General features: G+C 74.0%; 19 protein-coding genes. 15 read left to right on the top strand and 4 right to left on the bottom strand.

Features of this window, described 5'->3' with window-relative positions:
* The first annotated feature begins 42 nt into the window (after positions 1–42).
* The 6 genes from LCN96_RS38810 to LCN96_RS38785 all read left to right on the top strand — a co-directional run bounded on the left by LCN96_RS38810 (position 43) and on the right by LCN96_RS38785 (position 4,393).
* A complete protein-coding gene (locus tag LCN96_RS38810; RefSeq protein ID WP_225267409.1) occupies positions 43–741 on the top strand; it encodes a GntR family transcriptional regulator in 699 nt (232 codons plus the stop codon).
* A gap of 179 nt (positions 742–920) precedes the next feature.
* Positions 921–1,436, top strand: a complete 516-nt coding sequence (locus LCN96_RS38805) for a MauE/DoxX family redox-associated membrane protein (protein WP_225267408.1) — start codon at positions 921–923, stop codon at positions 1,434–1,436.
* Entirely contained in the window at positions 1,436–1,939 is a 504-nt protein-coding gene (locus LCN96_RS38800; RefSeq protein WP_225267407.1) for a TlpA family protein disulfide reductase, read from the top strand. Before LCN96_RS38805 ends, LCN96_RS38800 begins: the two co-directional genes overlap by 1 nt.
* A 5-nt stretch (positions 1,940–1,944) precedes the next feature.
* Positions 1,945–2,376 (top strand): S26 family signal peptidase, encoded by a 432-nt coding sequence (locus LCN96_RS38795; RefSeq protein WP_225276147.1) that lies wholly within the window; start codon positions 1,945–1,947, stop codon positions 2,374–2,376.
* On the top strand, positions 2,366–4,204 hold the full coding sequence (locus LCN96_RS38790; RefSeq protein WP_225267406.1) for an ABC transporter ATP-binding protein: 1,839 nt from the start codon (positions 2,366–2,368) through the stop codon (positions 4,202–4,204). The genes LCN96_RS38795 and LCN96_RS38790 overlap by 11 nt, the downstream gene beginning before the upstream one ends.
* A 30-nt stretch (positions 4,205–4,234) precedes the next feature.
* Positions 4,235–4,393, top strand: coding sequence for a hypothetical protein (locus LCN96_RS38785; protein ID WP_225267405.1), 159 nt, complete (start codon positions 4,235–4,237; stop codon positions 4,391–4,393).
* Between the two features lie 259 nt (positions 4,394–4,652).
* Here the strand turns inward: LCN96_RS38785 and LCN96_RS38780 are convergent, their stop codons facing one another.
* Positions 4,653–5,399, bottom strand: a complete 747-nt coding sequence (locus LCN96_RS38780) for an AfsR/SARP family transcriptional regulator (RefSeq protein WP_225267404.1) — start codon at positions 5,397–5,399, stop codon at positions 4,653–4,655.
* 268 nt (positions 5,400–5,667) lie between these two features.
* Between LCN96_RS38780 and LCN96_RS38775 the strand changes: the two genes are divergently transcribed.
* The 4 genes from LCN96_RS38775 to LCN96_RS38760 all read left to right on the top strand — a co-directional run bounded on the left by LCN96_RS38775 (position 5,668) and on the right by LCN96_RS38760 (position 11,859).
* The gene (locus tag LCN96_RS38775) at positions 5,668–9,510 is read left to right on the top strand and encodes a Pls/PosA family non-ribosomal peptide synthetase (protein WP_225267403.1); all 3,843 of its coding nucleotides are present in this window, start codon (positions 5,668–5,670) and stop codon (positions 9,508–9,510) included.
* The gene (locus tag LCN96_RS38770) at positions 9,507–10,778 is read left to right on the top strand and encodes a M1 family metallopeptidase (RefSeq protein WP_225276146.1); all 1,272 of its coding nucleotides are present in this window, start codon (positions 9,507–9,509) and stop codon (positions 10,776–10,778) included. Before LCN96_RS38775 ends, LCN96_RS38770 begins: the two co-directional genes overlap by 4 nt.
* Before the next feature lie 110 nt (positions 10,779–10,888).
* Positions 10,889–11,224, top strand: a complete 336-nt coding sequence (locus LCN96_RS38765) for a hypothetical protein (RefSeq protein ID WP_225267402.1) — start codon at positions 10,889–10,891, stop codon at positions 11,222–11,224.
* Between the two features lie 56 nt (positions 11,225–11,280).
* A complete protein-coding gene (locus LCN96_RS38760; protein WP_225267401.1) occupies positions 11,281–11,859 on the top strand; it encodes a TOPRIM nucleotidyl transferase/hydrolase domain-containing protein in 579 nt (192 codons plus the stop codon).
* 80 nt (positions 11,860–11,939) lie between these two features.
* Here LCN96_RS38760 and LCN96_RS38755 read toward each other — a convergent pair whose 3' ends face one another.
* The gene (locus LCN96_RS38755) at positions 11,940–12,764 is read right to left on the bottom strand and encodes an MBL fold metallo-hydrolase (RefSeq protein WP_225267400.1); all 825 of its coding nucleotides are present in this window, start codon (positions 12,762–12,764) and stop codon (positions 11,940–11,942) included.
* 160 nt (positions 12,765–12,924) lie between these two features.
* On the opposite strand from LCN96_RS38755, the gene LCN96_RS38750 reads away from it, so the two are divergent.
* The 5 genes from LCN96_RS38750 (at position 12,925) to LCN96_RS38725 (ending at position 16,440) form a co-directional block, all read left to right on the top strand.
* Positions 12,925–13,545, top strand: a complete 621-nt coding sequence (locus LCN96_RS38750; RefSeq protein WP_225267399.1) for a TetR/AcrR family transcriptional regulator — start codon at positions 12,925–12,927, stop codon at positions 13,543–13,545.
* A 96-nt stretch (positions 13,546–13,641) separates the two neighbouring features.
* Positions 13,642–14,553 carry a LysR family transcriptional regulator gene (locus LCN96_RS57195; protein ID WP_311132030.1) on the top strand — a complete coding sequence of 304 codons (912 nt, stop codon included), beginning with the start codon at positions 13,642–13,644 and terminating at the stop codon, positions 14,551–14,553.
* A gap of 115 nt (positions 14,554–14,668) precedes the next feature.
* Complete coding sequence (locus tag LCN96_RS38735) at positions 14,669–15,382, top strand: SDR family NAD(P)-dependent oxidoreductase (RefSeq protein WP_225267398.1); 714 nt, start codon at positions 14,669–14,671, stop codon at positions 15,380–15,382.
* Between the two features lie 14 nt (positions 15,383–15,396).
* Entirely contained in the window at positions 15,397–15,750 is a 354-nt protein-coding gene (locus LCN96_RS38730; protein WP_225267397.1) for a nuclear transport factor 2 family protein, read from the top strand.
* A gap of 78 nt (positions 15,751–15,828) precedes the next feature.
* On the top strand, positions 15,829–16,440 hold the full coding sequence (locus LCN96_RS38725; protein ID WP_225267396.1) for a VOC family protein: 612 nt from the start codon (positions 15,829–15,831) through the stop codon (positions 16,438–16,440).
* 88 nt (positions 16,441–16,528) lie between these two features.
* On the opposite strand, the gene LCN96_RS38720 is transcribed toward LCN96_RS38725, so the two are convergent.
* Both LCN96_RS38720 and LCN96_RS38715 read right to left on the bottom strand, forming a co-directional pair.
* The gene (locus LCN96_RS38720; protein WP_225267395.1) at positions 16,529–17,419 is read right to left on the bottom strand and encodes a GNAT family N-acetyltransferase; all 891 of its coding nucleotides are present in this window, start codon (positions 17,417–17,419) and stop codon (positions 16,529–16,531) included.
* 58 nt (positions 17,420–17,477) lie between these two features.
* Complete coding sequence (locus LCN96_RS38715; protein WP_225267394.1) at positions 17,478–18,461, bottom strand: DUF2804 domain-containing protein; 984 nt, start codon at positions 18,459–18,461, stop codon at positions 17,478–17,480.
* Positions 18,462–18,479 lie beyond the last annotated feature (18 nt).

Genomic DNA, 18,479 nt, shown 5'->3' with positions numbered 1-18,479 from the left:
CATGATCCAAGAGTCAAGGGCCCTCAGCGAACAGGAGGCCTGTTGTCCGAGCCTGCGGGGAAACCGCCCACCGCCCCGCGTTCCGCGCGGCCGACGCTGAGCCAGCGCATCCGCGACGGCCTGCTGCAGCGGATCGTCGCCGGCGAGCTGGGCGAGGGCGACCGCCTGATCGAGACGAAGATCGCGCTGGAGTTCGGCACGAGCCAGGCCCCGGTCCGGGAGGCGCTGCGGCAGCTGGAGGGCCTCGGCCTCATCGAGGGCCAGCCCCGTCACGGCAGCCGGGTGCTGCCCTTCGCCGAGCAGACGATCCGCGAGGCGTACATCCTGCGGGCGGCGCTGGAGGAGACCGCGACGCGGCTGGCGATGCTGTCCGGGACGCTGCCCTTCGACCGCCTGGAGGAGGCGGTCAAAGAGATGCGGCGCTGCGCCCGTGGCGACGACGTTCCGGGCATCGGCCTGGCCAGCGCCCGGTTCCACCGGCACGTCGTGCTGGCCGGGGGCAACGGGCTGCTGACCAGGGCCTGGGAGGCGCTGCAGATCGAGGCGCGCACGGCCATCGCGCTGATGGTGACCAGGCCGGAGCTGGCTCGGGTGGCCGAGGAGCACCGGGAGTTGCTGGAGGTCATGCGCGCCGGGGAGGTGGAGGCGGCCTGCCGGCACGCCCGCGACCATCAGTGGGCCTACGCCGACACCCCGCACGACCCGTACGGGATGCCGAAACGTCAGGGTGGGGACGCCTGACGGCGAGGTTCTTCGCGAGCGTCTGGAAGATCGGCCGGGCGGCCACGCCGGGCTGTGGTTCGGCGGGTGGCGGTTCGGCGGGTGGCGGTTCGGCGAGCGGCGGTTCGGCGAGCGGCGAGCGAGGGCCGGGCTAGCGGCACGCCAGGGCCCGGCTAGCGAGGTCCGGAAATATCTGGACCGTGGATGTCCTGCTCCTCACGTGCCAGGTCCTGCTCGGTGCCGTGTTCGCCATCGCCGCGTTCGGCAAGCTGCGCAGCCGCGCGGACCTGCGCTCGTTCGCGGCCGGCCTGGTGCCGGTGCCGGAGCGGCTGCGCCTCCCGGTGGCCGCCGTGGTCGCGGCGGGGGAGGCGGCGACGGCCGCGCTCATGGTGATCCCGCGGGTGGGCCTGGCGCTCGGCGGGCTCATGCTGGCCGCGTTCACCCTGGTGATCGCCCGCACGGTCCGGCGGGGCGTGCGCATGACCTGCCGCTGCTTCGGCCCGTCCGCGGTGCCGCTCGGCCCGGTGCACCTGGTGCGCAACGCCCTGCTGCTGCTGGTGGTGGCGCTGGGCGGGACGGCGCTGGCCTTCTCGCATGGGCCACCGGCCGCCGGGGCGGTGGCGGTGGCGATCCCGGCCGGGCTGGCGGGGGCCGTCGTGTTCGCCGCCTTCGACGACCTGGCCGGGTTGTTCCTGGACAGAACGGGGAGAGTGTGATGCAGTACCTGGTCGCCGCCGTCGTGCTGCTCGCCCTGCTGTGCATGGCGAACCTGCTGCTGACCATCGGCCTGATCCGCCGCCTGCGCGAGCAGGGCCCGGCGATGCCGGACGGGCTCGCGCCCGGCGAGCGGATGCCGGGGTTCGCCGCCATGACCACGAGTGGCGAGCCGGTCTCCGACGAGCTGCTGGGCGCGCCCGCGCTGGTCGGCTTCTTCTCCCACGGCTGCAAGCCCTGCGAGGACCTGCTCCCGCACTTCGTGGAGCGGGCCCGGCGCACCTCGGACGGCGTGCTCGCCGTGGTGGCCGCCGGTCCGGGGGAGGACGTCACCGCTCATGTCGAACGGCTCGCGGAGGTGGCGCTGGTGGTCACCGAGCCGACCCAGGGGTCGCTGCAGCGGGCGTTCAAGGTGAGCGCGTACCCGACGGTCATCACGATCGACGCCGGCCACACCGTCGTCACCGCAGGTCACACCCTGCCCGCCGAGGTCGAGGCGCCGTGAGGCGGATGCCACTCGTGGCGGCGTGCGGGCTGGCGGCGCTGGCCGGGCTGGCCGGGCTGGTCGTCCGGCTGCGGGCGACGTACGTGGTGATCCGCGTCCGGGGCAACAGCATGGCCCCGGCGCTGACCCACGGGGACCGGATCCTGTCCCGGCGCGCGGGCCTGGCCGCGCTGCGCAGGGGGCAGGTCGCCGTCGTCCTGAGCCCCCGCTCGACCGGCAGCAGGTTCCTGATCAAGCGGGTCGCCGCCCTGCCGGGCGATCCGGTCCCGGACGGGGTGCGCGGGGTCGTGGCCGACGACGTCGTCCCGGCGGGCAGGTTCGTCCTGATCGGTGACAACAGCGAGGTCAGCTTCGACTCGCGCCAGCACGGCTACTTTCGCGCCGCCGACCTGCACGCCGTCACCGTGAGGAAGCTGGAGGCGCGGCATGACCGCTGACGGGGTGCGCCTGACCACCTGCGCGCGCGAGGCGGCGGCGACCGCCTGGAGCGGCGCCGCCTGGCCGATGACCGGGTACGCGATCACGCTGCTGGCCAGCGCCGCGGCGCCGGTCGCGACGGCCTGGCTGACCAAGCTCGTCATCGACGGCCTCACCGGGACGGCGTCCCTGGCCGAGCTGCTCGGCCTGGCCGCGGGCCTGGCGGGCACCGGCGTCGCCGCCGCGATCCTGCCGCACTGCTCCCGCTACCTGGGCAACCAGCTCGGCCGCGCCATGGCGGCCACCACGACGGACCGGCTCTTCGCGGCCACCGCCCGCTTCCCCGGGCTCCGGCCGTTCGAGGATCCGCCCTTCCTCGACCGGCTGCGCCTGGCCCAGGACGGGACGTCCAGGGCCGACGGCATCGTCACCGAGGCGTTCGGCCTGCTGCGCTCCGCGGTCGGCGTGCTCGGCTTCCTCGGGGCCGTGCTGGTGATCAGCCCGGTCATGGCGGCGGTCGTGGTGTGCGCCGCCGTTCCGGCCCTCGTCGCGCAGCTCCGGCTGTCGCGCCGGCGTACGGCCATGATGTGGGAGATCGGCCCCGCGGAGCGGCGGCAGCTCTTCTACGGCAGCCTGCTCAGCACGATCGAGGCGGCCAAGGAGATCAGGCTGTTCGATCTGGGCGGGTTCCTGCGCGGCCGGCTCATGGCCGAGCTGGCGACGGCGCACGCGAGCAAGCGGCGCATGGACCGCGCGGAGCTGTCGGCGGAGGGGGCGCTCGCCCTGCTGTCGGCCGTGGTGGCCGGGGGCGGGCTCGTCTGGGCCATCGCCGCCGCCCGGGCCGGCACGCTCACCGCCGGGGACGTGTCGATGTTCGCCGTCGCCGTGGTCGCGGTGCAGGGCGGGCTCGACACCCTGGTCAACGGCATCGCGCTGAGCCATCTCAACCTGCGGCTCTTCGGCCACTACGTGGCGGTGGTCCGGGCAGAGCCCGACCTCGCGGTGCCGGCCGAGCCCGTGCCGCTGCCGCCGCTGCGCCGGGGGATCGAGCTGCGCGACGTGTGGTTCCGCTACAGCGACGAGCATCCCTGGATCCTGCGCGGCGTCGACCTGCTCCTCCCGTACGGCGCCGCCGTGGCCCTCGTCGGCCTGAACGGCGCCGGCAAGAGCACGCTCGTCAAACTGCTCTGCCGCTTCTACGACCCGAGCCGGGGCACGATCCTCTGGGACGGGGTGGACCTGCGCGATGTCCGGCCGGAGGCGCTGCGGGAGCGGATCAGCGGCGTCTTCCAGGACCACATGACCTACGACCTGAGCGCCCGCGACAACATCGGCGTGGGAGACCTCGCCGCCCGCGACGACCTGGGCAGGATCCGCGCCGCCGCCCAGCGGGCAGGGGTGGACGAACTGCTGGCGGCCCTGCCCCGCGGCTACGACACGCTGCTGACGCGGCTGTTCATCAGCGAGCAGGACCGGGAGGACGCCGCGACCGGCGTGGTGCTCTCCGGCGGCCAGTGGCAGCGGACCGCCCTGGCCAGGGCCTTCCTGCGCGACGGGCGGGACCTGATGATCCTCGACGAGCCCAGCTCCGGCCTCGACCCGGAGGCCGAGGCCGAGGTGCACGCCCGCATGCGCGAGCACCGCGCCGGCCGGACCAGCCTGCTCATCTCCCACCGGCTGAACACCGTGCGCGACGCCGACCTGATCGTCGTCATGCGCGACGGCGTCGTCGCCGAGCGGGGCGGCCACGACGACCTCATGGCGGTGGACGGCACCTACGCCCGCCTCTTCCGCCTCCAAGCCCGCGGCTATCACGGGACGGACTCCCGTGAGACCGCGCCCAGATGAACCCCGACAGAGGAGGGAGGTGAGGAAGGAATGCTGGACAAGCTCATCGACCGGCTGATCCCCACGGTCAAGGCCGACGCGGCGTGCACCCCGAGGTGCACGGTGGTCAGCGGCCCGGTCAACGGGTGCTACAGGATGCGGTGCGTCAACGGCGACTGCACCGTCAACACGGTCACCGTGTGCGAGTGAAGCCGGTCGCAGAAGGGTGGGACAGTGAAGTTGATCAGTGCCTTGGCGGACCGCGTCGTGGCCTTCGTCGTACCGGCAGGTGAGGCGCAGGCGGCGTGCACCGAACGGTGCATCCTGCAGACCACGACGTGCAGCGGTGGCATCTGTTGCGCTGTCTACAAGTGCTGGCGCAGTGACTGCTCGGTCTACATCAGGAAGCAGTGCGCGTAAGTAAGGGGAGCTCCCCCTGGTCGGCGCCGGCCAGGGGGTTTCCCGTCAGCTAGAACGACGCGCCGCGCAGGATGTCCTGGTGCCGCCGGCGCAGGTGGTCGGCCGGTTCGATGCCGAGCTCCGTACTGAGGATGTCCCGCATGCGCCCGTAGGCGGCCAGCGCCTCCGCGCGCCGGCCACGCGCCGCCAGCGCGCGCAGCAACAGCTCCCACAGCGACTCGCGGAACGGGTGCGCCTCGACCAGGCACTCCAGCTCCGGGATCGCCCGGTCGTGCAACCCGAGCTGCAGCTTCGCCTCCACCCACAACTCGGACGCGGTCAGCTGCACCTGGTCCAGGCGCCTGCGCTCACGGCGGACGGTCTCCACGTCGATCTCCGGCGCCAGCGGCCCGCGCCACAGGTCTAGCGCCTCCCGCAACAGCCCGGCCGCCACCGCCGCGCTGCCCGCGGCCAGCGCCTCCGACCCCTGGGCGCAACGCTGCTCGAACGCCCTGACGTCCACCGCCCGATCCGGGACGACCAGGGTGTAGCCGTTGCCGAGGGTGAGCAGGTCGACGCCGTGCGCGGCGAGCGGGGCCAGGGTGCGCCGCAGGCGGTAGACGTAGGTCTGCAGGCTCGCTCTGGCCGTGGCCGGCGGCTCGTCCGGCCAGAGCTCCGTCATCAGCCGGTCCATGCCGATCACCGCGCCGGGGCGCAGCACGAGGACGGCGAGGATCGCCTGCTGCTTGGCGGCCCGGACGTCGATCGGGCGGCCTTCGCCGTCGAGCACCGCCACGCGTCCCAACAGTTGGAACATCGGTTCACCTCCGATCGGCATTGTGATCGGCGCGAGTATGCCGGCGGTATGGCCCTCCTGATAACGGCCGGATGGGGCGCATACTGAGCCTCTGGGGCACGGGTGTCGCGCCCCTCGGCCTGACGTGCGGGAGTTCGATGGCCTCTGAGTGAGTGGAATAGGCGCGACCGCCGCAGCCGTTGGGCCTTGGGTGGCGCGAACGCCACGACGGCGCGGATGATGCGGATGTTGTGCAGGGCATCGGCCGCCTGACTCCAAGGAGCAGCGTTTGCGTAGCGACTCGGTCGGCGTACGTCCCAGGGCCGCGACCGCGGTCTACCCCGCCGGCGTGCTGGCCCCGCCCCCGCGCACCCTGGTCGACGTCCTGGACGAGACCACGCGCAGGCACCCCGACGCGCCCGCGCTGGACGACGGCACCGTCCGCCTGTCCTACCGCGACCTGCGCGCCGAGGTGGACAGGATGGCCGCGGAGCTGGCGGAGGCCGGGATCGGCCGGGGTGCCCGGGTGGGCGTGCGGGTCGCGTCCGGGACGGCCGAGTTGTACCTGTCCGTCCTCGCCGTGCTCGCCGCGGGCGCCGCGTACGTGCCGGTCGACGCCGACGACCCGGACGAGCGCGCCGAGCTGGTCTTCACCGAGGCCGGCGTGGACGCGGTCATCACCGGCGAGGTCACCGTGCGCGAGGGCGGCCGGGCCGGCGAGGGGCCGCCCGCGCCGGACGACGACGCGTGGATCATCTTCACCTCCGGCTCCACCGGGAAGCCGAAGGGCGTCGCGGTGACGCACCGGTCGGCGGCGGCGTTCGTGGACGCCGAGGCCGGGCTGTTCCTGCGGGAGCGGCCGCTGGGCCCCGGCGACCGGGTGCTGGCCGGGCTGTCGGTGGCCTTCGACGCCTCGTGCGAGGAGATGTGGCTGGCCTGGCGCAACGGCGCCTGCCTGGTGCCCGCGCCCAGGTCGCTGGTGCGTACGGGGATGGACCTCGGGCCCTGGCTGGCGGACAAGGACATCACGGTCGTCTCGACCGTGCCGACGCTGGCCGCGCTCTGGCCGGTCGAGCACCTCACCGGGATCCGGCTGCTGATCTTCGGCGGGGAGGCGTGCCCGCCCGAGCTGGCCGAGCGGCTGGCCGTGCCCGGGCGCGAGGTGTGGAACACCTACGGCCCCACCGAGGCGACGGTCGTGGCGTCGGCGGCGCCGCTCACCGGCGGGCAGCCCGTACGCATCGGCCTGCCCCTCGACGGGTGGGACCTGGCCGTGGTCGGCGGCGACGGCGAGCCGGTCGCCATGGGGGAGACCGGCGAGCTGGTCATCGGCGGCGTCGGCCTGGCCCGCTACCTCGACCCCGCGAAGGACGCCGAGAAGTACGCGCCGCTGCCGTCGCTGGGCTGGGCCCGCGCCTACCGCAGCGGCGACCTGGTCAGGGCCGAGCCCGAGGGCCTGGTGTTCGTGGGCAGGGCCGACGACCAGGTGAAGCTGGGCGGGCGCCGGATCGAGCTGGGTGAGGTGGACGCCGCGTTACAGGCGCTGCCCGGCGTCACGGGTGCCGCCGCCGCCGTGCGTACGGCGGGCGGCGGTCATCAGCTCCTCGTCGGGTACGTCGTCACCGGCCCCGGCTTCGACGCCGGCGAGGCCCGTGAGCTGCTCGCCGACTCGCTGCCCGCCGCGCTGGTGCCCCGGCTGGCCCCGGTCGAGTCCCTGCCGACCAGAACGTCCGGCAAGATCGACCGCGACGCGCTGCCCTGGCCGCTGGCCGGGGAGAGCGCGTCCGCCGAGGCCCCCGCGGAGCTGAGCCCCGCCGAGGCGCGGCTGGCCGAGCAGTGGACCGCCATCCTGGGGGTGGCTCCGGACGGGCCCGGCGACGACTTCTTCGCCGCCGGAGGCACCAGTCTCGCCGCGGCCAGGCTGGTGTCCGTGCTGCGCGCCGACCACCCGGACGTGGCGGTGGGCGACGTGTACGCGCATCCGACGCTGGCCGGGCTGGCCGCCCACCTGGCCATCGGCAGCGACCCCGAGCCGGCCCGGCCACCGGTGACGCCCATGCCCCGGCGGGCCGCGCTGATCCAGGCGCTGCTCATGGTGCCGCTGCTCACCGTCGGCGCGCTGCGCTGGATCGTGCCGCTGGCCGCGCTCGGCAACGTGCTCGCGCCGCCGTGGGCGCCCGCGCTGTCGTGGTGGTGGGTGACGCTCGGGGCGCTGGCGTTCGTCACCCCGATGGGCAGGATCGGCCTGTCGGCGGCGCTCGCCCGGCTGCTGCTGCGCGGCGTGCGGCCGGGCAGCCATCCGCGCGGCGGCGCCGTCCATCTCAAGCTGTGGTTCGCGGAGCAGTTCGCGGCCAGGCTCGGCGTGCCCGACCTGGCCAGCGCGCCCTGGATGACCTGGTACGCCCGGCTGCTCGGCGCCCAGGTGGGCGCCGACGCCGACCTGCACTCGCCGCCGCCCGTCACGGGGCTGCTCAAGGTGGGCAGGGGCGCGTCGGTCGAGCAGGAGGTGGACCTCAGCGGCCACTGGTACGACGGCGACGTGCTGCACGTGGGCGAGATCAGGATCGGTGCCGGCGCCACCGTCGGCTCCCGCTCGACGCTGCTGCCCGGCACGAAGATCGGCAAGAACGCCCAGGTGGCGCCCGGGTCGGCGGTCACCGGCGGCGTGCCGTCGGGCGAGCTGTGGGCCGGGGTGCCGGCGTTCCGGCAGGGCAAGTCGCGCAAGCCGGGGGAGCGGGCCGCCCGCTCCGCCCTGTGGACGGCGGTGTACGGCGTGACCGCCTTCGTGCTCAGCCTGCTCCCGGTCGCCGCGGCCGGGGCGGCCCTCGCGGTCCTGGCCTGGTTCGCCCGGCAGGCCCGCACCCTCGGCGAGGCGCTCATCGCCGCCCTGGCCGGCGTGCCGCTTGCGACGATCGCCGGCATGGCCGCCTTCGCCCTGCTCACGCTGGCCAGCGTGCGGCTGCTCGGCCTGGGCCTGCACGCCGGGCAGCACCCGGTGCACAGCCGCCAGGCGTGGCAGGCCTGGGCGACCGGCCGGCTGATGGCCGCGGCCCGCGTGTGGCTGTTCCCCCTGTACGCCAGCGTCCTGACCCCCGCGTGGCTGCGGGCGCTCGGCATGAAGGTGGGCCGGGGCGTCGAGCTGTCCACGGTGCTCGCGCTGCCCACGATGACGTCGGTGGGCGACGGCGCCTTCCTGGCCGACGACACGATGGTGGCCCCGTACGAGCTGGACGGCGGCTGGATGCGCATCGCGACCGCGCGGATCGGCAAGCGGGCCTTCCTCGGCAACTCGGGGATGACCGCCCCCGGCCGCAAGGTGCCCAAGGACGGGCTGGTCGGGGTGCTGTCGGCGACGCCGAAGAAGGCCAAGTCCGGCTCCTCGTACGTCGGCATGCCGCCCATGAAGCTGCACCGCACCGCGGAGGAGGGCGACAGGAACCGCACCTACGACCCGCCCGCGCGGTACAGGGCGGCCCGGGCCCTCGTCGAGGCGTTCCGCGTGCTGCCCGCCATGGGCACGGTCGCGCTCGCCGTCCTGGCCGCCGCCGCGTTCGAGGCCCTCGCCTCCCTGTACGGCTTCGCCGCGGCGATCGCGCTGGGCGGCGCGGTCCTGGCGGGCGCGGGCGTGGTCGCGGCGGCGGTCGCGACGGCCGCCAAGTGGGTGCTGGTCGGCCGCATCAGGGCGGGGAACCGGCCGTTGTGGAGCTCGTTCGTGTGGCGCAACGAGCTGGCGGACAACTTCGTCGAGGTGCTGGCGGCGCCCTGGTTCGCGCAGCCGTGGCTGGGAACCGCGCCGCTCAACGTGTGGCTGCGCTCGCTCGGGGCACGCATCGGACATGGGGTCACGTGTGACACGTACTGGCTGCCCGAGGCGGACCTGGTGACCCTGGGCGACGGCGCGTGCGTCAACCGGGGCTGCGTCCTGCAGACACATCTCTTCCACGACCGGGTCATGAGCATGGACACGGTCACGCTCGAGGCGGGCGCGACGCTGGGCCCGCACGGCGTGGTGCTGCCGGCCTCGCTCGTCGGCACCGACACCACGATCGGCCCGGCCTCCCTGGTGATGCGGGGCGAGAACGTGCCGGGCCGCACCCGCTGGTTCGGCAACCCGATCTCGGCGTGGCGATGACACCGTACTTCCCCGGGCACGGCGACCACCGCTACGGCGTCGCGCACTACGACCTGAGGCTGGTCTACCGGGTCGCGGCCAACCGGCTCGACGGCACCGCCCGGCTCACGGTGTCGGCCGCCGAGCCCCTCGGCGAGCTGTCCCTGGACTTCGGCAGGCTCCGGGTCTCGGGCGTCACGGTGGACGGCGTGGCCGCGCGCTACCAGCACGACCGGGGCAAGCTGCGCGTGACACCGCCTCGGCCGCTGCCCGCCGGGGAGCAGGCCGTGGTGGAGGTGCGTTACTCGGGCAAGCCGATGCCGGTGCCGAGCCCCTGGGGCGGGCTGGGCTGGGAGGAGCTGAGCGACGGCGCGCTGGTGGCCGGTCAGCCGATCGGCGCGCCGTCCTGGTTCCCCTGCAACGACCGGCCCGGCGACAAGGCGTCCTACCGGATCTCGGTGACGACCGCGTCGGCGTACCAGGTGATCGCGAACGGGGCGCTGGTGGCCAGGCGGCGCGGGCCCGGCACCACGACGTGGATCTACGACCAGGCCGAACCCATGGCCAGCTACCTGGCCAGCGTGCAGATCGGGCGTTACCAGATTTCCGAGTACGGCGGCGCCCGGCTGGCCCACCCGCCCCGGCTGGCCACCCGGGTGCGCCACGACTTCGGCCGGCAGGGCGAGATGATGGCGCTGTTCGGCGACCTGTTCGGGCCCTACCCGTTCGCCGGCTACACCGTCGTGGTGGCCGACGACGACCTGGAGATCCCGGTGGAGGCCCAGGGCATGTCGATCTTCGGCCGCAACCACGTCGACGGCGTGCGCGGCTGCGAGCGGCTGGTCGCGCACGAGCTGGCGCACCAGTGGTTCGGCAACAGCCTCACCGTGGCCTGCTGGAGCGACATCTGGCTGCAGGAGGGCTTCGCGGCCTATGCCGAGTGGCTCTGGTCCGAGGCGTCGGGCGGCCCGCCCGCCGGCGACCACGCCCACCGGTGGTGGCACCGCCTCTCCCTGCTCCCGCAGAACTTCGTCCTGGCCGACCCCGGCGAGGCGGCGCTGTTCGACGACCGCGTGTACAAGCGCGGCGCGCTGACCCTGCACGCACTGCGCCGGGCCATGGGCGAGGAGGCGTTCTTCGCCGCCCTGCGCTCGTGGGCCGCCGAGCACCGGCACGGGACCGTCACCACGCGGGAGTTCGCCGGGCACGTCCAGCGGCACACCTCGCGGCCGGTCGGGCCGCTGCTGTCCGCGTGGCTGCACGACAAACCGCTGCCCGCACTGGTCTGACCCCTATTGCATAGGAAGCTTTCCTATTTAATACTGCGATCAACGCGGCGTGCCCGCGGTGCGCGTCCCCCTGTCATGCCACTGTTGCCCCCTGATGCCCGGAGGTTCCCGTGACCCGTCGTGTCCTCACCCTGTCCGCCGCCGCGCTCGCCTGCCTCGGCACGTTCGCGCTCGCCGCCCCCGCCGCGCAGGCGGCGGTCGTGGAGGTGGTCCACAGCCCCATCTCGCTCGGCGACTACTGCTCCGCCCAGGTGAACTCGTCCTCCACCATCGGCTTCTACAACGGCAGCCTGGGTTGCCACCGCTGGAGCAGCAGCGGCACGGGCACCACGTACCTCGGCCCCGGCAGCGCCGCCGCCGCGTGCGCCCACCTCTACCCCGGCGCCACCTACCTCGGCCACGCCCAGGGGGCCAGCCAGTCGCTGCGCTGCACGTACTCGGTCTGATCCCAGATCCGGGGGTGGCCCGCGACGGCCGCGGGCCGGGGTGCCAGGCTTGGGTCATGAGCGACACGCACACCGTGGTCCTGGTCGAAGGAGCCAGCGACCAGGCGGCCGTCGAGGTGCTGGCCGAGCGCCGCGGCCTCGACCTGGCGGCCGAAGGCATCTCCCTCGTGGCGATGGGCGGTGCCACCAACATCGGGACGTACCTGCGCGAATACGGGCCCGCCGGTCATGATCTCCGGCTGGCGGGGCTGTGCGACATGGGGGAGGAGGGGGACTTCAGCCGGGCCATCGAGCGGGCCGGCCTCGGGGCCGGGCTCGGCCGGAGCGGGCTGGAGGCGCTCGGGTTCTTCGTGTGCGTCGCCGACCTGGAGGACGAGCTGATCCGTGCCCTCGGTACCGATGCCGTCGAGCAGGTCGTCGAGGCGGGAGGTGAGCTGGGGTCGTTCCGTACGATGCAGAGGCAGCCCGCGTGGCGGGGGAGCAACACGCATGCTCAGTTGCGCCGGTTCATGGGGGCGGGCAGCGGGCGCAAGATCCGCTATTCGGGGCTGCTCGTCGCGGCGCTCGATCTCGATCGGGTCCCGCGTCCGCTGGACCTGCTGATGACCCACCTGCTGGGCAGCCGCAGCCGCTGATCGTCCAGGGGCGGGGGCGGCTTCAGCGGCTGATCGTCCAGGGGTGAGGGCGGCTTCAGCGGCTGATCGTCCAGAGGGCCTCAGCCGCGCAGTGACGACCAGGAGCCGTGCTCGGTCAGGCGTAGTAGCGCGGCGAGGCCCGCCTCGTCGAACGCCGTCTCCACCTCCGCCCGCCCCTGCGAGAAGTGCGTCCACCCGTCGTAGTGGGCCGGGACCACCACGCGGGCGCCCAGGATCGCGGCGGCGGCCGCTACCCGGTGGCCGTTCATCGACACCGGCCGCCCCCTGAACTTGCCCGGGACGCGAGCCGCCCCGGCGTTGAGCACCGCCGCGTCGATCCCCGGCACGCGACGGGCGATCTCCGCCACGGCCCGGATCGAGGCGTTGTCGCCGCTCACGTACACGGTGGGCACGCCCTGGCCGGACAGCACGAAGCCGGTGACCTCGCAATTGACGTTGCCGTCCGCGTCGCGCTCGCCGTCCTCCGGCCCGTGCACGGCGGGAACCGCCAGGACGGTCAGCTCCCCGCCGCCGTCCGGGCGTGGCACGGCGAACGCGGTCCAGGCCGGCAGGCCGACCGCCCGCGGCCCCAGCCGCCCGGCCGCGCCCGGCACGGTGAGCACCCGCGGCGCGGCCATGGCGAAGGCGCGGCCCCGGTCGTCGAGGTTGTCCGGGTGCGCGTCGTGGCTGACCAGCACCACCTCGACAGGCCCCAGCGCGTCCTCGCGCACCGCCGGGCCCCGCGTCTTGGTGAGGTAGCCGTGCGGCCCCGGGTCGTCGAACGTCGGATCCACGACGATGCGCAGGCCGCCGACGTCGATGACGGTCGTCGGGCCGCCCAGCACGGTCGCCGCGCAGTCCTGCCGGGGCAGCCTGTGGTGGTGTGTCGGCGCGCTCGCGGGCACGAGTTCATGGCCTCCTCGACGTGGTGACGTCTCGGCCCGGTGTGACCTCCGGGCCCACAGTCCTCAGGATCCCTCATCGCGTGGCGGCGCACGGGACGACACACCGCCGCGGGCCTCCTCGCGCCAGCGGGGTAACCGACCGGTCAAGTACATTTCAGAGATGGGACGGACCAGCGATGCCAGGGCCAAGCTCCTCGACGCCGCGCGATCGCTCATCGAGCTGCGTGGCTACTCGGCGCTGGGCGTGGCCGAGATCTGTAAGGCGGCAGGCGTGCCGAAGGGCAGCTTCTACTACTTCTTCGAGTCCAAGCAGGCGCTGGCGCTGGCGGTCATCGACGAGCACTGGGCCGCCCAGGAGCGCGACTGGAAGCGGATCCTGGACGGCCAGGAGGCGCCGTTGCAGCGGCTGCGGCAGCTCTTCGAGGCGACGGAGGCCACCCTGCGCTCCGGGCAGCGCACCTGCGGGAGCGTCGCGGGATGCCTGTTCGGCAATCTGACGCTGGAGCTGAGCACCCAGACCGAGGCCATCCGCGTGCGGCTGCAGGAGATCTTCGACGCGCAGGTCGAGCTGATTGCGACGGTCGTCGCCGAGGCCGTCGAGCGGGGGGAGGCGGGCGTGGCCGACACGCGGCAGGCTGCGCGGTCGGTGGTGGCGCAGCTGGAGGGGCAGGTGCTGTTCGCCAAGCTGCACAACGACCCGCAGCGGATGGGCGCCCTGTGGGCGAGCTGCCTGGCGTTGCTGGGCGCCGGCGCCCCCAGCGAGGTGGCCGCCGGTCTCTGACGCGCCGGTGCGCTCCCCATGCGGGACGGCCGGCGCGAGGCCTCGCAGCGTGGCGGATCAGCGCTGGTAGGCGAAGGCTCCCAGTAGCATGGCGGCGTGGAGCTGCGCCAGCTTAGATACTTCGTCGCCGTCGCCGAGGAGCTGAACTTCGGCCGCGCCGCCGCCCGGCTGCTGATCGCAGGCCCTTCGCTGTCCCAGCAGATCAAGGCGCTCGAACGGGACCTCGGCGTGCGCCTGTTCGACCGCGACCGCCGCTCGGTGTCGCTCACCCCGGCCGGCGCGGCGCTGCTGGCGGACGCCCGGGCCCTGCTGGAGCGCGCCGACGACCTGCGCAGCCGCGCCCGCAGGCTGTCCGGCTCGGAGCCGGTCAGGCTCGGCTACGTCAACTGGCTGCCGCCTGACCTGGGCGCCCGTACGGCGGCGGTGGCCCAGGTGCACCTCGACGCCTGGGTAGCGCCCTCGCACACCCAGGCCGCCCGCGTCGCCGACGGCGGCCTCGATCTGGCGGTCTGCTGGGTACGCGCCCGCGACCTGGCGGAACGCGGCCTGAACGCCCAGCTCATCGGCGCCGACCGGCTCTACGCGGTGGCCACCGGGCAGGACACCGGTGACGTCCCGGCCGCGCGCACCAGCATCCTGCTCGACGACGACGTCACCTCCTGGTCGTCGTGGAACGCCTTCGCCGAGGAGATGGCCGCCGGCACCGGCGCCCGCGCGGTGCGCATCGCCGACGGCGGCATCACCGGCCCGGCCTTCTTCGACCACGTGCGGCGCTGCCGCCGCCCCGTCGTCAACTCGCCCAAGGGCCAGACCGCACCGCTGCCCCCGGACCTGGTGCGGCGGCAGGTCGTCGCGCCGCGGGTCTACTGGACCTGGTCGCTGGTGTGGCGGCGCGACGAGGACCGCACCTCGGTCCTGGACGTCGTGGAGGCCCTGCGCGCCGACGGCGACCTCGGCATCCACGACCGGGACGCCTGGCTGCCCGAGGACGACCCGCACCGGCACTGAGAGGATCAACCTCCTAGCTGAGAGCTTTCCAGTCCTGGCATCACGGTGACCTGGTGGCCTATCTTCAGGCACGTGAATAGACGACCGATCGTCTATCAAAGGAGGAAGGGTCATCATGAGCACTCAGCAGCAGAAGGTCATCCTCGTCACCGGCGCCTCCCAGGGCATCGGCGCCGGCGTCGTCGAGGCCTACCGCAAGCTCGGCCACGCCGTCGTCGCCGTCTCCCGCACCATAGCCCCGTCCACCGACCCGGACCTCGTCACCGTCCAGGGCGACGTGGCCGACCGGGCCACCGCCGAGCGCGCGGTCGCCGCGGCCGTGGAACGGTTCGGCCGCCTGGACACCCTGGTCAACAACGCGGGCATCTTCGTCGCCAAGCCGTTCACCGACTACACCGGCGACGACTACACCGCCGTGCGCGGTGTGAACCTCGACGGCTTCTTCCACCCCACCCAGCTCGCCGTCGCCCGCATGCTCGATCAGGGCGGCGGCCACGTCGTCACCATCACCACGAGCCTGGTCGACAACGCCGACGCGCGGGTCCCGTCCGTGCTGGCCTCGCTGACCAAGGGCGGCCTGCAGGCCGCCACCAAGTCCCTGGCCATCGAGTACGCCACGCGTGGCATCCGCGTCAACGCCGTCTCGCCGGGCTCCATCAAGACGCCCATGCACCCCGAGGAGACGCACGAATCCCTGGCGGCGCTGCATCCGGTGCGCCGGATGGGCGAGCTGGGCGACGTCGTGGACGCCGTGCTCTTCCTGGAGCACGCGCCCTTCGTCACCGGCGAGATCCTGCACGTCGACGGCGGTATGAGCGCCGGTCACTGAGCATGAACACGGATATGGAGACAGTGCTCAGGGACGTCATGGACCAGTGGCGGGCGGGCGTCGGCACGCACCGGCCGCAGCAGGTCGCCGCCCTGTTCACCGAGGACGCGATCTTCCAGGGGCTGCGCCCGTACAGCGTCGGCAGGCCCGGCATCGCCGCCTACTACGACTCCCAGCCACCCGGCCTGAGCGCCGGCTACCGCATCCTGGAGACCCGGGCGCTCGCCGCCGGCCTCGTCCTCGGCTACCTGGCCGTGGACTTCTCCTTCACCGACCGGCCCACCCTGCACGCGTGGCTCAGCGTGCTGGTACGCCGGACGGCCGAGGGCTGGCGCATCGCCCACTACCAGGTCTCCCGCCTCGAATGACCACCAACGACCCGTACCGGGAAAGGCCGGATGTCACGCCGGCCACTCTCATCAGCGCAGGGGGCGCGAATCATGGACATGAAACTCGAAGTCGTCGTGGTGCCCGTCACGGACGTCGACGGGGCCAAGGACTTCTACACGGGGCTGGGGTGGCGGCTGGACGCCGACCTCGCCACCTCCGAGGACTTCCGGGTGGTGCAGGTGACCCCGCCCGGCTCGCCGGCCTCGGTCATCTTCGGCACCTCGGTCACCTCCCAGGCGCCGGGCTCCGCGCAGGGGCTGCACCTGGTCGTCGATGACATCGTGGCCGCGCACGGTGAGCTCCGGCGGCTCGGCGCGAACCCGAGCGAGGTCTTCCACGACGCAGGGGGCGTCTTCCACCACGCGGGCCCCGACGCCCGGGTGGCCGGGCCGGACCCGGCGCGCGGCAGCTACGGCTCGTTCCTGTCCTTCAGCGACCCGGACGGCAACGGCTGGGTCCTCCAGGAGGTCACCACCCGGCTGCCGGGGCGGCTGGACGCGTCCGCCACCACGTTCGCCTCCACCGCCGACCTGGCGGCGGCGCTGCGCCGCGCCGCCGCCGCGCACGGCGAGCACGAGGCGCGCCTGGGCGCCGAGGACCCGGACTGGCCGGACTGGTACGCCGACTACCTGGTACGCGAACAGGCGGGCAGCGAACTGCCGGAGTGACCACCGGCAGTGACGGCACCGGCCCCACCTGCATCGGCCCCACCTGCATCGGCCGTGCCTGCATCGGCCCCACCTGCATCCGCCGCGCCTACACCGGCTGCCGCAGCCACCGCCCCCACGTCGTGACCAGCGGCCGGTAACCCTGGCGGGACCAGAAGGGCACGGACAGCGGGTTCGCGGCCACGTAGTGCACCAGCACGGTCTCGACGCCCGCCGCCGCCACCACGGCGTGCGCGTGGCCGGCCAGCACGGCGCCGGTGCCGCGGCCCCTGCTGCCGGGCCGCGCGTAGAGGGAGCCGACGTAGGCCACGGGGGAGGCCCGCACGGCGGGGGCGATCTGTCCGGCGTGATCGGGGTGGTGGACGGAGAGCATGCCGGTGACCTCGCCGTCCCGCTCGGCCAGCCAGCACCAGCCGTCGCCGCGGGCGAGCTTGCCCGCCAGCTCGGCCCGGGCGGCGGCGGCCGTCGAGGGCAGCGCCGGCGGCACCCAGCCGAACTGCGCCTCGTAGTCGATCAGCTCCAGGTACAGGCGGCACATCACGTCCAGATCGTCCCACTCGGCCCGCCGCACGCCGGGGGACGGCCGGGCGGGGGCGGCCGAGGCGGGGGCGAGGCGGACGGCGAGCACGGTGCGCGGCGCGAAGCCCCGCCTGACCAGGGCCGCGACCGGCGCGGTGTCCCGGCTCGGCCAGCTCACGACGAGCCCGGCGTCCGGTTCGGTGTGGAGGGTGGAGATCCAGCGGTCGAGGAGGTGGCCGAGTGCCCTCGCCGGGTCGCCGCCCGCGACCCTGGCGTGCAGGGTGTGGGTGGTCAGCGGGCCCCAGCGCACGGTCGGGGCGTCGGGCGCGGCCACGGTCACCGAGGGTGCGCCGAGGGCGTCTGCGGTCTCGATGAGGTCGGCGCCGCCGAGGTCCGCGACGGTGACCAGGGGGTCGGCGGCTCGCACGCGCTCGCGGTGGGCTTCGATCACGTCGCTCACGGTTCGCACGATAGTGCGTCGCCCCGCCCCTGGCCCGCCCGTCCGGCGGCACCAGAGGTCACCAGCGCTGCCGGGCCTCCTCCGCCCAGCCGGTCAGGCCGTCGAGGTCGATCCAGGTGCCGTCGTCGGCCTGCGCCCGTCCGCTGAAGTGGCCGAAGCACTGGTGCGTCTCGGAGCCGACCACCCCCAGCTCCGTACGGGAGATCTTCTCGTGGAACGGCGTGAACACGGCCTCCACCCGCGTGCCCGTGATCCGCCACGGCTTCAGCCAGTCGCCGCGATCGTACTGCCACGCCAGCTCCTCGCCGATCTTGTGCAGCCGCCCGCCGACGAACAGGGCGTTCTCCGTCATCCCGGTGCCGTCGGTCCACTTGCCGCCGAGCTGGACGGCCCGCCCCGGCGCGCTGCCCGCCGCCCAGTTCCACACGACCGAGTACGGCCAGCGCCCGCGCCCGTGGTCCAGCACGGCGAAGGAGTCCCGCTCGCTGATCTCGTGCTCGGCCTGCCCGAGCCGCAACCGGCCGCGTACCGGACGCCCGACGTCCTTGACCGTGTACTGGAAGCGGCCGGGACCCCAGGGCACCACGACGCCGAGCGACTCGTGCCCGTCGGGCACCGGGATCTCCAGCTCGACCTCCACGCCGGGCGCCACCGCCCGCACCGTGCTGCCCCCCGGGTGCTGGCCGATGTCGATGGCCAGCCCGTTCGCGCGTGCCGACGCGGTGCCCGCGCCGCTGCGCTCCGGCAGCACCGTGCCGCGCGCCAGCGGCACCACCACGTCCTTGGACGTCTCCTCGCCGGTGGCCCGGTCCAGCACGTACAGCCCGTGCACGCCGGCGTAGTCGAGCGACGAGGCCACCAGGCCGATCACGTGATCGGGGGTGACCACGCCCCAGTACTCCCAGCGCTTGGTGCGGCCCCAGCCCCGCAGGTTGGCCCGGTGCAGCGGGCGCCGCGTCCAGCCGACCGCCTCCGGGTTGAGCCGCCCGCCGGGCAGGCACAGGTCGACGGGCTCCGTGATCTCCCGCTCGTGCGTCACCATGGGGGCAGAGTAGCGGCC

The organism is Nonomuraea gerenzanensis (assembly GCF_020215645.1).
Lineage (GTDB): Bacteria > Actinomycetota > Actinomycetes > Streptosporangiales > Streptosporangiaceae > Nonomuraea > Nonomuraea gerenzanensis.
The sequence above is the reverse complement of the archived record's forward strand: the minus strand, read 5'-3'. Positions and strand labels throughout refer to the sequence as shown.